The sequence below is a fragment of the Stenotrophomonas sp. YIM B13575 genome (genome assembly GCF_042787595.1).
Lineage (GTDB): Bacteria > Pseudomonadota > Gammaproteobacteria > Xanthomonadales > Xanthomonadaceae > Stenotrophomonas > Stenotrophomonas lactitubi_B.
This window is the reverse complement of the sequence record NZ_JBHZOP010000018.1, coordinates 37,955-51,233: the sequence shown is the minus strand read 5'-3', so window position 1 is coordinate 51,233 and position 13,279 is coordinate 37,955. Positions and strand designations below refer to the sequence as shown.

General features: G+C 63.4%; 9 protein-coding genes. 3 read left to right on the top strand and 6 right to left on the bottom strand.

Features of this window, described 5'->3' with window-relative positions; genetic code table 11:
• The first annotated feature begins 214 nt into the window (after positions 1–214).
• Complete coding sequence (locus ACFX4F_RS04410) at positions 215–580, top strand: hypothetical protein (RefSeq protein WP_133119574.1); 366 nt, start codon at positions 215–217, stop codon at positions 578–580.
• 87 nt (positions 581–667) lie between these two features.
• Here ACFX4F_RS04410 and ACFX4F_RS04405 read toward each other — a convergent pair whose 3' ends face one another.
• On the bottom strand, positions 668–1,966 hold the full coding sequence (locus ACFX4F_RS04405) for a replication-associated recombination protein A (RefSeq protein ID WP_243379779.1): 1,299 nt from the start codon (positions 1,964–1,966) through the stop codon (positions 668–670).
• A 319-nt stretch (positions 1,967–2,285) separates the two neighbouring features.
• Here ACFX4F_RS04405 and ACFX4F_RS04400 point away from each other — a divergent pair, with 319 nt between their 5' ends.
• On the top strand, positions 2,286–3,446 hold the full coding sequence (locus ACFX4F_RS04400; protein WP_380652641.1) for a hypothetical protein: 1,161 nt from the start codon (positions 2,286–2,288) through the stop codon (positions 3,444–3,446).
• Between the two features lie 75 nt (positions 3,447–3,521).
• Here the strand turns inward: ACFX4F_RS04400 and lolA are convergent, their stop codons facing one another.
• The 3 genes from lolA to ACFX4F_RS04385 all read right to left on the bottom strand — a co-directional run bounded on the left by lolA (position 3,522) and on the right by ACFX4F_RS04385 (position 8,611).
• Positions 3,522–4,160, bottom strand: a complete 639-nt coding sequence (gene lolA / locus ACFX4F_RS04395) for an outer membrane lipoprotein chaperone LolA (protein ID WP_099818430.1) — start codon at positions 4,158–4,160, stop codon at positions 3,522–3,524.
• A 110-nt stretch (positions 4,161–4,270) separates the two neighbouring features.
• On the bottom strand, positions 4,271–6,211 hold the full coding sequence (locus ACFX4F_RS04390; protein ID WP_380652637.1) for a DUF3857 domain-containing protein: 1,941 nt from the start codon (positions 6,209–6,211) through the stop codon (positions 4,271–4,273).
• A 36-nt stretch (positions 6,212–6,247) separates the two neighbouring features.
• Positions 6,248–8,611, bottom strand: a complete 2,364-nt coding sequence (locus ACFX4F_RS04385; RefSeq protein ID WP_380652634.1) for a DNA translocase FtsK — start codon at positions 8,609–8,611, stop codon at positions 6,248–6,250.
• Positions 8,612–8,843: 232 nt separating this feature from the next.
• Here ACFX4F_RS04385 and trxB point away from each other — a divergent pair, with 232 nt between their 5' ends.
• Entirely contained in the window at positions 8,844–9,815 is a 972-nt protein-coding gene (gene trxB / locus ACFX4F_RS04380) for a thioredoxin-disulfide reductase (RefSeq protein ID WP_025877237.1), read from the top strand.
• 68 nt (positions 9,816–9,883) lie between these two features.
• Here trxB and ACFX4F_RS04375 read toward each other — a convergent pair whose 3' ends face one another.
• Both ACFX4F_RS04375 and ACFX4F_RS04370 read right to left on the bottom strand, forming a co-directional pair.
• Positions 9,884–11,422 (bottom strand): N-acetylmuramoyl-L-alanine amidase, encoded by a 1,539-nt coding sequence (locus ACFX4F_RS04375; protein WP_380652630.1) that lies wholly within the window; start codon positions 11,420–11,422, stop codon positions 9,884–9,886.
• Positions 11,423–11,779: 357 nt separating this feature from the next.
• The gene (locus ACFX4F_RS04370) at positions 11,780–13,258 is read right to left on the bottom strand and encodes an N-acetylmuramoyl-L-alanine amidase (RefSeq protein WP_380652627.1); all 1,479 of its coding nucleotides are present in this window, start codon (positions 13,256–13,258) and stop codon (positions 11,780–11,782) included.
• Between the last annotated feature and the right edge of the window lie 21 nt (positions 13,259–13,279).

Sequence of the window (13,279 nt, the reverse complement as noted above, 5' to 3'; positions counted from 1 at the left end):
GCTCGGCTCGTCTGTCGGCTGCTACCCGCAGATATCATGTTGACGGTCCCTCCACCCTGGCTCCTACATACCTCGTAGGAGCCGGGAGGAACATACAAGCCATGCTCGGCTGCCTCACTGGGGAGGGGGCCTCCATACGGCCCTTTTGCTCTTCACAGTGGCATTTGCGTCAGCGCCATTTGACTAGCGTGGCAACACCACTACGCTCGGGCAGATGAAGAGCATCCTGATTGCCTTACTCCTGACGTCCGCACCGCCCTCAACAGAACCCGGCTACATAGAGCCCGGCTACATGATGGGCAGCCTCAAGGCAAACCCGCCTCCAATGCCTGGCGCGCTAAAAGCAATGGGTGCGCAATGGGAAATGGACTACAAAACGCTGCGTCGTGCCCTGTTAAAGGCTGGATGGGTCGCAACGCCACGCGAGTACTCTCACCCAACCGTCTACGGATTCCCCGAGGTCAATTGTGGCAAGGGTTGGCAGGCGGTCTGCTCGTCCGGCTATCGGAAGGGCAAGCAGGAAGTCTTTCTCTGGCTTCATCCCACAGGCACCAACCTGATACTGATCGGCGCAGGCTGACGTATCCGCCACTATGGGGGTGTGCGTAAACGGCGGTCTCGGTCGTCAAAAGCAGTCGAGCATGGCTCGACTCTACAGAAGCGAAGCTCAGCGGCTCTTGGCCGCCCTCGCCGCCTCGCGCTCGGCACGCAGCCGGTCGAGTTTTTCCTTCAGCTTGATCTCCAGTCCGCGCGGCACCGGGTTGTAGTACACCCGCTCGCCCATCGCATCGGGGAAACCGGTCTGATCCAGCGCGATGCCGCCCTCGGCGTCGTGGTCGTACTGGTACTCGGCGCCGTAGCCCAGTTCCTTCATCAACTTGGTCGGTGCATTGCGCAGGTGCAGCGGCACTTCTTCGGTGCCGCTGTCGCGCACATCGGCCTTGGCCTGGTTGAAGGCCGCATAGCCGGCATTCGACTTGGCGGTGCTGGCCAGGTACAGCACCAGCTGGGCGAAGGCGAGCTCGCCTTCCGGGCTGCCCAGCCGCTCGTAGATGTCCCATGCCTCCAGCGCCATACTCTGCGCGCGCGGGTCGGCCAGACCGATGTCTTCGATGGCCATGCGGGTCAGTCGACGTGCCAGATACGACGGATCACAGCCGCCGTCGAGCATGCGCGTGAGCCAGTACAGCGCGGCATCGGGATTGGAACTGCGCACGGATTTGTGCAACGCCGAGATCTGGTCGTAGAACTGCTCACCGCCCTTGTCGAAACGGCGAGTACGGTCGGCCAGCACCTGGGTCAGGGTCTGCGGCGTGATACGCCCACCCTCCCCGCCCGCCAGTTCGGCGGCGATTTCCAGCAGGGTCAACGCACGACGCACGTCGCCATCGGCAGCGGTGGCGATTTCCAGCAGCAGCTCCGGCGCAACCTCAATGTGTTCTTCGCCGAGGCCGCGTTCGCGATCGCCCAATGCACGTTCCAGCGCTTCAACGATGTCGGTCGGCGAGACGCCTTCCAGCACGTGCACGCGGCAACGCGACAGCAGCGCGGAGTTCAACTCGAACGACGGGTTCTCGGTGGTGGCGCCGACGAACAGGATGGTGCCGCGCTCGATATGCGGCAGGAACGCATCCTGCTGCGCCTTGTTGAAGCGATGCACTTCGTCGACGAACAGCACCGTGCGACGGCCTTCGGCGAAGCGCTGCGCCGCCTCGGCCAGCACCTGGCGCACCTCCGGCAGGCCGGACAGCACCGCGGAAATGGCGCGGAATTCGGCGTCGGAGTATTCAGCCAGCAGCAACGCCAGCGTAGTCTTGCCGCAGCCGGGCGGCCCCCACAGGATCATCGAATGCACGCGCCCGGATTCAACGGCGCGGCGCAGCGCGCTTTCCGGCGCGAGCAGACGCTTCTGCCCGACCATTTCGTCCAGGGTGCGGGGGCGCATGCGCTCGGCCAGCGGGCGCATGTGTTCCCGATCGACACTCAGCAGATCGGGACCGGGGAATGAAGTGGAGCGATGTCTTGGCACGTGGTCATTGTACCGCGAGAGCGTGCCAACCAAGGTTGGCACCTACCAGGGGCGGTAGCGCCGGGCCGTGCCCGGCGGACCATGAACGGTAGTGCCGGCCGCTGGCCGGCAACCTCGGAAACTGTCGGAAATGGGCCGTAACCGCCGAAGCAAATCCAATGATAAGCCACTGATTCAACGAGGCTTACCTCTCCTCAGCACCACGCGCCGTCTCCAACAACCGAGAATTCGGAACTCAACCATCCAGGACCTACGCGTGCGCGATCCCGAATCCAATGTCCTTGAGTTCGTTGCCGGCTGCGCTGTCGACGCGGACATCTACTACCTGGCTGCCGCCCTCGGCCCAGGCCATGAGTACTACGATCCAGATCCCGGCCCGCCCACCCGAATGTTCGTCTTTGGTCGGGTACCTCAGGAAGGATGGTTCCATCACGACCTGCCGGACTTCCAGGTCATGTCCACGCTATTCATCCCAGCAGCAGACAACAGTGGCCCGCGGCGGGTGCTTGCGCTGGACTACTGGGGACAGCTGGAAGACTACACCCGCGCTGGCGCCACGATTGAGCGAATTAAGGCGGATACAGGCGGCCTGACCCGCATTCGGCAGCTGGGTGAAGATCTGTTCTGCTGCGGTGTGCACGGAATGATCTATCACCGCAACGAGGCTGGGTGGAAGCAACTTCCCACTCACTTCCCCGCACCCGAGCGCAGGAGCCTCGAGGACGATCTTGATTCGATGGATTTCGAAACGTGGCTTTTGTATTGCGGCCACATATTTGAACTTGACGGCGCTGCCCCACTACCCACTGATCCGGCGAAGCGTGAGGCCGAGCTGCGCCGGAAGTTCGACGAAACGCGCAACCAGATTGCTGAGGGCCGCAAGGACCCTGCGTACAGGGAGTTGCTCGCCAGTTTTGACGTGGCCAGCGTGAACGACCTCTGCGGAACCGGCTTAGCAGACCTATACGCAATCGGCTCTGATGGCCTGATTGCGCATTGGGATGGCTTGAACTGGACACTGCCCGAGCAAGTCACCACTGCGGAGCTGTTTCATGCCTGCAGAACTGACCAGGGTCGCCTCGTCTTTGTCGGCACGGAAGGCACCATCATTACGGGCGACATTTCCACTGGATTTGAGTGCCTGCGCCACGACGTAGGCGAAGAGGTCAATTTCAATTCCGCCTGCCAGCACGAGCAGAAGATCTATATAGGCACGGAAAATGAAGGGTTGTACGTCTACAGCCTCGTCACTGGCTTGGTTGAACCCTTGCTGGAAGGCATCCCCGAAGAACTGAGAAATGCGACGATCGTTGACATTAGTTCCGCCGGCAGCACGCTGTGGGTGCTGACGCCCTGGGACCTGATGCGATTTGATGGCGCTGCGTGGCAGGTCATTGTTCACCCAGACAACGGATGAGCCGGCCGAAAGCGTGTCAACCAAGGTTGACACCCACCAGAGCAGGTAGCGCCGGGCCATGCCCGGCGGCCACGATCAGTTGCCGATGACGTCGGTGCCGGCCGGCGGGGTGAAGCGGAAGGTGTTGGCGGCGAAGGTGGGGTTGCGCTTCCAGCCACTGAAGCTGATCACGGTGCGCTGACCCACGGCGTCGGTGATCTCCATCTTCGCCAGGCCCTGCGCGTTGAAGCCCAGCGCGGCGTACTGGAAGCTGGCTTCGGTATCGCGCTTCGGCGACAGCGACAGCCACTGCAGGCCGTCACGCTGTGCAGCCTCTTCGCTGACGTCGTACTGCTGTTCCAGCAGCGCCGGGTTGATCAGCGCGGTCAGCGGACTGTTCTGCTCTTCCTTGCCCTGCTCGCGCACGGTCGCCTGCTCCAGGTCCGGCTCGAACATCCAGACCTTCTTGCCGTCAGCCACGATCAGCTGCTCATGCGGGCGCACGTATTCCCAGCGGAACAGGCGCGGCGCCGACAAGGCGACGCGGCCGCTGGTGGATTCCTTGACCTTGCCGCGGCTGTCGAACACCTGCTGGCTGAACTGCCCATCCAGGCCCTTCAGGCCGGTGGTGAAGGTCTTCAGGTCATCACGGGCGCCGGCCCAGGCACTGCCGGCGGCGGCGCAGGCCACGGCCAGGGTGGTGGTGGCAAGGAAACGACGGAGGCGAAGGTTCATGCAGGAATCCTGTGGGCGCGCGGCCAGGAAAGTTGGGTGCCAGTGTGCCCGGCAAAAGATGAATGGGCGATCAGGACGCCATTATGACGCCCTGATCGCTGATCGGCGATTCAGCCGCCAGCGCCGGGCAGCTTGCCGTACAGCACCTGGCCACGGAAGCCCCGGCGCACCTCGCGGAACAGCGCGCGGAATGCGGCGTAGTCCTGAGGTTGGCACAGCGCCTCGGCGCCGCGCACCGCGTTCTGCTGCAGGCGGTGATGCACGGTCACTTCCTGCCCCTGCCGGCTCCAGTCGACCCGATACTCGCCGGCCGCATTGGCAAACCGCTGGCTGCCGGGAATCGCGATGATCGGGGCATTGGTCGGGAACTGCAGGCGATAGGTTTCCTCGCGCAGGCTGGCATTGCAGTAGAACGGCGTCTCGTTGTCCGGTGCCGAGGCACTGGCATACAGCCCACGCACCGATTCGCCACCCGGCGGATCGGGTACGGCCATACCGCCGGCCACGTCGAAGTCCACGTAGTCCTCGGCCTGAAACGCCATGCGATAACCGAACGGCCGGGTCAGGTCGACCGGCACCCCCTGCAGCTGCAGCTGGCCGCGGCCATCGAAACCGGACGCGGCCATGATCGATTCTTCAGCGCGCGCGCGGTTCTGCGCATTGAGCTGGGCGAACTGCGCGCGCATGCCGATCTCGGCGTTGTCGCTCAGCTGCGGCACCGTCTCGCCACGCAGATTGCCCTGCGCGTCAAAGCTGAAGCGCACGTCCATCACCGTCGCGTTGCGCTGCGGGTCGTTGGCAGGTGTGCGCGCCAGAGTGGCATCGCGGGTGTGCAGCACCGGCGCGCCGAGGTCGCCATCGGGCAGCTGGCCGAAGCGCGCCCAGGCACTGGTCGAATCCAGGTACAGATCGAACTCGGGCACATAGGTGATGGCGTGGTTGAAGCGGCCCAGCAGCGGAATCTTCGGCAGCGTTGGTCCGCCACCGGCACCGATCAGCACCGGCGAACTGGTGATGCCCTTGGCCGCCAGCAGCGCTTCCAGGATCGTTACGTGGTCCTTGCAGTCGCCGTAGTGGTTGTCGAGGATGCTCTGCGCACTGTTCGGCTCCAGGCCGCCATTGCCCAGATACACCGCCACGTAGCGGATGTTCTGCGCGACCCAGCGGTACAGCGCATCGGCCTGCGCGCGACGGTCACTGACGCCGGCGGTGACTTCGTCTGCCAGCGCCTGGATCTCCGGGGTGACCTGCGCGGCCGGCCCTGCCTTCAGTTGATAGGCGCGGCCCATCTGCGCCCAGTCGCGGTAGGTGCTGGCCATGATGTTCGGCCCGAACTCCCACACCGCCGCCGACCAGTTCTGCGCCTGCATCGGCTCGCGGCGCTGGTAGCGCCAGCGCCACTGCGCCTGGCCGTTCTTCAGCACCGGGCGATCGCTGCCCTGCACGCCACGGCTGTCCACGAACATGGGCAGATTGGCCGGCGCGCTCAGGGTCACCTCGGCGTCGTCGTACTGGGTGAACACATTGAAGGTTTCCCACAGGCCGAAGTAGCCCGGGAAGTACGGCGTCAGCTGGGTCCGCCGCACCTGGTAGAACAGCCGCGTACCCGGCGCCAGGTTGGGGAACACGATCACCCGCACCTTGCGGTCGGCATACATCGCCGCCGAGGCACTGGAATAGCTTTCCTGGGTGTAGATGCGATCGGCCGGGACCTCGCGGCGCTGGCCGTCGGCGGTCAGCGTATAGGCGTTGACCACGTCCAGCGTTTCCATCTTCTCGCTGTAGCTCAACCGCACCTGGCTGAACTGCTCCACCGCTGCCTTGGTCTTGAGCAGGATCTCGTAGGTTTCGGTCTGTACGTTGCCGGCGTCGGCACGCACCTGGTAGTCGGCGCGGTAGCGGACGAAGCTGAAGTTGTTGCTGGCCTCGGCATCGCTGCCGGTGGATGGCGGCGCGACCGCGGGTACGGCTGTCGCTGCGGCATCGGCCAGCGCCGGGCCGGCTGCCAGCAGGCAGGCCAGCGCCAGCGCGCAGGAAACGGGTTGAAGCATGCGTCGGTTCCTTGGACGTCGGGAATGCGGCAGGGCTTACTTCGGCGGCGGCGGTGCCAGCACCGTGCGGTCGCCGTTGTGCTCGGGCGAACTGACCACACCGGCCGCTTCCATGGCCTCGATCAGTCGCGCTGCGCGGTTGTAGCCGATCTTCAGGCGACGCTGCACCCCGGAAATCGAGGCACGACGGGTCTCGGTGACCACACGCAGCGCTTCGTCGTACAGCGGGTCGGACTCATCGCCGCCGCCGGAACTGGTCTCCGGCAGGCCAGTCGCACCGACCACCACGCCATCGCCCATCGTCTGCACTTCATCCAGCACGCCGTCGACATAGTCGGCCGGGCCCATCGCCTTGAGGTGCTCGACCACGCGATGCACTTCTTCATCGGACACGAAGGCGCCGTGCACACGCTCGGGCATCGCCGTGCCGGGCGGCAGGTACAGCATGTCGCCGTGACCGAGCAGCGTCTCGGCGCCGGACTGGTCGAGGATGGTGCGCGAATCGATCTTCGAGCTGACCTGGAAGGCGATGCGGGTAGGAATGTTGGCCTTGATCAGGCCAGTGATGACGTCCACCGACGGGCGCTGGGTGGCCAGGATCAGGTGGATGCCGGCCGCACGTGCCTTCTGCGCCAGGCGCGCGATCAGCTCTTCGACCTTCTTGCCGACGATCATCATCATGTCGGCGAATTCGTCGATGAAGATGACGATGAACGGCAGCGTCTCCAACGGCCGCGGCGCCTCGCCCAGCTCCGGGTTCGGCTTGAACAGCGGGTCCATCATCGGCTGTCCGGCGTCCTGCGCGTCCTTCACCTTCTTGTTGAAGCCGGCCAGGTTGCGCACGCCCACCGCGCTCATCAGCTTGTAGCGGCGCTCCATCTCGGCCACGCACCAGCGCAGGCCGTTGGCGGCCTCCTTCATGTCGGTGACCACCGGCGCCAGCAGGTGCGGGATGCCCTGGTAGACGCTCAGTTCGAGCATCTTCGGGTCGATCATCAGCATCCGCAGGTCTTTCGGCGACGCCTTGAACAGCAGGCTCAGCACCATCGCGTTGACCGCCACCGACTTGCCCGAACCGGTGGTGCCGGCCACCAGCAGGTGCGGCATGCGCGCCAGGTCGGCCACGGTCGAGCGGCCGGCGATGTCCTTGCCCAGCGCCAGGGTCAGCGAACTGGCCGACTTGTCGTATTCCTTCGAGCGCAGCAGCTCGGACAGGTAGATCATCTCGCGGGTGACGTTGGGGATTTCCAGGCCGATCACCGACTTGCCCGGGATCACATCGACCACACGCACCGACTTGACCGACAGGCCGCGGGCGATGTCCTTGTCCAGCGAACTGATCTGGCTGACCTTGATGCCCGGCGCCGGCTCGATCTCGAAGCGGGTGATGACCGGGCCTGGGTTGGCGCCGACCACCTGGGCATCGATGCGGAAGTCCTTGAGCTTGAACTCGATCTGCCGCGACAGCGCGTCGAGGGTGTCCTTGTCATAGCCCACCGGCTGCGGCTTGGGATCATCCAGCAGGGCCAGCGGCGGCAGGTCCGAGCCGTCGCCATTGACGCCGCGGAACATCGGGATCTGGTTGTCGCGCTTGGCCCGGTCGCTCTTTTCGATCACCGGCTCGGGGCGCGGCTCGATCTTCACCGGCTCGCGCTTGGCGCGCACTTCGGCATCGGCCTTGCGCACTTCCTGGCGCTCCTCGCGCATCACGCGGGTTTGCTGCCATTCGGTGGCCTGCTCCTTCTTGCGCTCCAGCAACGGCGCCAGCGACATCACGCCGCGACCGATCTTCTCCATCACCACGAACCAGGACAGGCCTGTGGCCAAGGTGATCGAGGCCAGCAGCAGCACCAGCACGAACAGGTTGGCGCCCAGCGCGCCAAAGCCCACGCTGAGCGAATTGCCGACCAGCTTGCCGAGGATGCCGCCGGCACTGGAGACATCACCACTGAACAGGCGCACGTGCAGGAAGCCAGTGCCGGCAATCAGGAAGCCGACCAGCCCGACCAGCCGCAATGCGGGGTCCAGATCGTTCTCGCCCTTGCTCTCGCGCTTCAGGCCGAACATCGCAATCCAGGCCAGCGCGCCCAGCACCACCGGCAGCAGGAAGGCGATGTAGCCGAACAGCTGCAGCAGCACGTCGGCGATCCACGCACCCGCGCGGCCGCCCATGTTGTGTACCGGCGCGACCACGCTGCCGGTGTGCGACCAGCCCGGGTCCGTCGCTGAATAGGTGAAAAGGCTGGCAGCCAGATACAGCAGCGCCGGCGCGATGGCGATCAGACCCAGGTCGCGCCACAGGCGCTGACGGCGTGGATTGTCGGTCGTGGGCGCTGCCGCCGTGCGACGCGATGGCTTTTTGTCGTCGGACTTGGAGCGTTCGGGGACCTGCTTCGCCACCTTAGACCATACCTTTGGAATGCGCTGTTAGTGTTTGATAATAAACGAGACGGCGTCAGTTTTCAGTTATCCGTTGCCGCGCAAGCGGGGACAGGGCCGGAAACCGCCCGTGGATGGCGCTGTTCTGTTCATCGGCTTGAATCGCCCTGCCCCAGCCGCCACTCTATGACCAGCCAAGGATGCTGTGCAAACATCGCCGCGCCTTGTCCCATCTACCTTTTCGCGAGTCTACATGAGCACCAGCCTGCCCTCCCGCCACCAGCGTCTTGTCATCCTCGGTTCCGGCCCGGCCGGTTGGACCGCTGCCGTCTACGCTGCCCGCGCCAACCTGAAGCCGGTCGTCATCACCGGCCTGCAGCAGGGTGGCCAGCTGATGACCACCACCGAAGTGGACAACTGGCCGGGTGACGCCCATGGCCTGATGGGCCCGGACCTGATGGCGCGCATGCAGGCCCACGCCGAGCGCTTCGAGACCGAGGTCATCTTCGACCACATCCACACCGCGGACCTGTCGCAGCGCCCGTTCAAGCTGATCGGCGACAGCCACGAGTACACCTGTGACGCCCTGATCATCTCCACCGGCGCGACCGCCAAGTACCTGGGCATCCCGACCGAAGACGAGTTCAAGGGCCGCGGCGTCTCCGCCTGCGCCACCTGCGACGGCTTCTTCTACCGTGACCAGGACGTGGTCGTGGTCGGCGGCGGCAACACCGCCGTGGAAGAAGCGCTGTACCTGTCCAACATCGCCCGCAAGGTCTACCTGGTCCACCGCCGCGACACCCTGAAGGCGGAGAAGATCATGCAGGACAAGCTGTTCGCCAAAGTCGAAGCCGGCAAGATCGAGACCGTCTGGCACCACCAGGTGGAAGAAGTGCTGGGCAACGAGGCCGGCGTGACCGGCGTGCGCGTGAAGTCGACCCTGGACGGCAGCACCCGCGACATCGATGCGCACGGCTTCTTCGTGGCCATCGGCCACCACCCGAACACCCAGCTGTTCGACGGCCAGCTGACCATGAACAACGGTTACCTGGAAATCCGCTCGGGCCTGGGCGGCAACGCTACCCAGACCTCGGTGGAAGGCGTGTTCGCCGCCGGTGACGTGGCCGACCAGCACTACCGCCAGGCGATCACCTCGGCCGGCTTCGGCTGCATGGCCGCACTGGATGCAGAACGTTACCTGGATGCACAGGGCAAGGCCAGCTGAGGCTGGCTTCTGTAGCGTCGAGGAGTGGTTGACTCGAAGTGGGCGCGAAAGCGCCCGCTTCAAAGCACTCAACCCGCCGTCGCGGGCTCCACACCGGCAGGGCTGATCGGAGCCCCATTCGATCCGCGCGACGTTCGGATGCACTGCACGACGTGGCGCACAGGCGGCGATTTCACGCCATCGGCGTCCACGACCCGCGTATCCCACAGAATTGGCGCACTCCCGGCGTTCTCGCACCGCAGGGTGATCTGGCTGGGTTTGTCCTCGGGGGTAGTGATGTGAACCTTTCCGTCGCTACAGGTCCATCCGGGCGGGCAGCCCACGTTCGTGGTGACCAGTTCGATGGGGTACTGCGGATAGCCCTCGAAGGCGACATCAACCTGCTGTGAGCTTCCCTGGGGCAACTGGATTCCCTGGATGGGCTCGGCTTTCAACGGAACGCAGCCCTTGCCTTCGCGGAAGAGCCGGTAGCCCTTCTCGACTCCCTTCATGGAGGCAGTGCGGAACACTGGATCCAGCAAGGCGGCTGCGTCTTCAGCATTTGTGTGAAAAGCCACCTCGACCACTATGGACGGCATGGTTGCGAAGTTGTTTTCACCATGCCCTGCGGCGGCGCCACCTCGGGGAACAGGAAAGTCAGCGTAACCCTCCTGTGCGGTGATGAGCTCCCGCATGTAGCACAACGTCAGATCGGCGAGCTGTCGATCCGCTGGCTTGCTTGAATGGTAGAAAACCCTTGACCCACGGGCAACGCCTGGGACATCCGCATTGGTGTGAATACTGAGCATCCCTGCAACGCCGAGATGGTTGGCGTAGTACGGTCGAGCACGGATGTCATCTGACACCTCCCTGTCGCTCGCAGTACTGTTCGCAAAGTGGTTCCAGATATCTGTCCGATCCGGAAGAAGATCCTTGAGATGGTAACGAGCTGACATCTCGTACCACGGACGCATTGAATCCGGGTGCGCACCGCCCCCGCCGCGACGCGCACGATGCACGGCCACACTCCCGCGATCTTCCAGCAGCCGTTGCAACTCGTCCGCATATCCGGGCGTAATCAGATCCTCCTGCACACCATTGCGTACAGGCCGCTGGAATTCCCACCCCATGCCAGGGTGCACTCTCAGCAACCCGTGACTGGCTGAGACAAGAACCTGGCCCCCTGCCTGCCTGGCAGAGCCTTGCTGTTGCGCACTGATGTCGCGAGGAAAGTGTTCCCAGTAGGGCTTTCCCTCGTAAAGAATGACCGTTTCAACTTCGCCTACGCCGGCCTGCATCGTGTAGGCCTCCAGGGTGTTCCTGATGTACTGCTCCAGTTCCTCGAGCGAATGATCGTCCTCCGACGGCAGGATTCCAGCCCCGAAGCTGATGACGAGCTTCCGTTGCTGGATATCAACCGAGGCGCCCACTGATATGCCCGTGGATCTGGACCTGCGCATCTGGTGGTCATCCAGGATCTTCTGTGCCTGCCGCGTCAATAGAAGATCCAACGCCACATCTGTCTCAGCGGCGGGCGGTAAAGGCTGAGTAAGCGCCTGCGGACAGGGTAATGTGCAGGCAATGATCGACGCCAATCCAATGCGGCGGAACGCGCGCACGAAAGTCATATCAGTTCCTTTAAGAGGTTTGGGAGTGCGCCACGCGTGTCGCACGGGCCAACACTGCCAAGCCCTCAAAAGGGATGTAATGCCAGGCGTTTCAGATCCGCGAATTCACAACTTCCCTCAGGCCCATCGCGCCGACCAATGCCGCAACAAGCCAATCCTCGCCAGCCTCGAACAGTTCCCCGAGAATTTTGAGAAAGGCAAGCAGTCCATTGGCGAACACTGAACGGCATCGGCCGTGCCCTCCCCATGCTGTCAGCGTTGTCGGGTGAGCCAAGGCCGACGCCAATGCGCCGGCCTTGGCGTTTTCAGTGCCACGTTCTGAATGGGATTGACACTTTCTCCCTGGAAGACGGGCGATTAGGCGCGCACACAGGACTGATTGAACTCCACCGGTGCCGCAGCGACACCGTCTGCATCGCGCATCAGGACCTTCCAGCGCACTGTTCCCGGTCGCGTGGACGAGCAGCTCACTTCAAACTTCACTGGCGCATCGGGATCTTCGAAGCGGCCCTTCCATGGCGTGCAGACTCCAGGCGGGCGGCAATCTGCCACCGCAACTTCAATTCCCAACGGGTATTGGGGGTTCCCCAGGAAGCTCACGTTCACATCGCGCGAAGTCTGGAGCGGAACTTCGATGTCGGAAATTGGCTGCAGTGCGAACTGCCCGCAGGACTTTCCGGTAGCCCACAAGCGATAGCCCTTCTCAACGCCTTTCATGGCGGCGGAGCGGAATACAGGATCCTGCAGTGCCGCAACATCCTCCGGATTGGAGTGATAGGCAGTCTCGACGATTACCGACGGCATCGTGCCAATGCGGTTCTCGCCGTGGCCTTCAGCAACCGATTCGGCTCGAATAGGAAAACTCTCGTACCCGGGCTGCGCATGGATCACCTCTCTCATGCCGCACAGGATGCTGTCACCCAGCGCCTTGTCCTCTGGCTTGGTCCGATGATGATAGACCTCGGCGCCGCGAACGCCGGGGGAGGGGTTTCCATTCGTGTGCAGGCTCAGCATTACGTCGACGCCAAGGTGATTGGCGTAGTTGGGACGAGCACGGATATCCTCCTTCACCTCTCGATCACTGCTGGGACTATTTGGAAGTTCATTCCATATGTCGGCACGTTCGGGGAAGAGCGCTTTCAGGTGATACCTGGAAGACATCTGTTCCCAAGGGTAGCCAGACTCCGGATGCGGGTCTTTAGAACGACTGCGAGCGCGATGCACCACCAATCCACTTCGCTGCTCCAGCAAATCCTGCAGTTCGTCCCCGTATGTAGGGCTCAATACGTCCTCCTGCAGGCCGAGCGGAGCGGGGCGCTGGAATTCCCACGCCCTGCTGGGATGCAAGGCAATATATCCATGACTCGATGAAACCAGAGCCCGCGTGTGCGCGGATCGGGATTTCGCCGTCCTCGGCAAAGGGTGATCTTCTGGAAAATGCGCCTCTATTGGCTTGCCCTGAAAAAGGAACTCCACATCCAGGATTTCCAAGCCTGCCTGATCCGAGTAATGCCGAAGATCAGCGGCCAATGGGATGAGGAAGAGCTCTCCATAGTTCTGCTCATCGCCCGGAAGGTATCCGGGGCCGAAGTCGACCACCATCCTGCGCTTTTGCGGATCGACTGCCACACTCACAGTCACTTGGCGCAACCTGCCCTCCTCTTGCAGATGACGCGTCAACTGGGCGCCAATCTCGCGTTCAAGCAGCGCCAGCAGCTCGGCATACATGCCCGGATCTTCGACTGAGGACGAGTGCTCGACTCCAGAAGCCAACACTGGTGACACAAAGAACAGGCCGCACGCGACCACGGCAGTTGCAAGCTTCAATCCCTTCATTATTGATTTCTCCATGTGGCG

Bases quoted from the DNA above. Each gene is read 5' to 3' on its own strand.
- ACFX4F_RS04410 (WP_133119574.1), top strand. From the start codon at position 215: ATGAAGAGCATCCTGATTGCCTTACTCCTGACGTCCGCACCGCCCTCA.
- ACFX4F_RS04405 (WP_243379779.1), bottom strand. From the start codon at position 1,966: ATGCGCCCGCTGGCCGAGCGCATGCGCCCCCGCACCCTGGACGAAATG.
- lolA (WP_099818430.1), bottom strand. From the start codon at position 4,160: ATGAACCTTCGCCTCCGTCGTTTCCTTGCCACCACCACCCTGGCCGTG.
- ACFX4F_RS04390 (WP_380652637.1), bottom strand. From the start codon at position 6,211: ATGCTTCAACCCGTTTCCTGCGCGCTGGCGCTGGCCTGCCTGCTGGCA.
- trxB (WP_025877237.1), top strand. From the start codon at position 8,844: ATGAGCACCAGCCTGCCCTCCCGCCACCAGCGTCTTGTCATCCTCGGT.
- ACFX4F_RS04375 (WP_380652630.1), bottom strand. From the start codon at position 11,422: ATGACTTTCGTGCGCGCGTTCCGCCGCATTGGATTGGCGTCGATCATT.
- ACFX4F_RS04370 (WP_380652627.1), bottom strand. From the start codon at position 13,258: ATGAAGGGATTGAAGCTTGCAACTGCCGTGGTCGCGTGCGGCCTGTTC.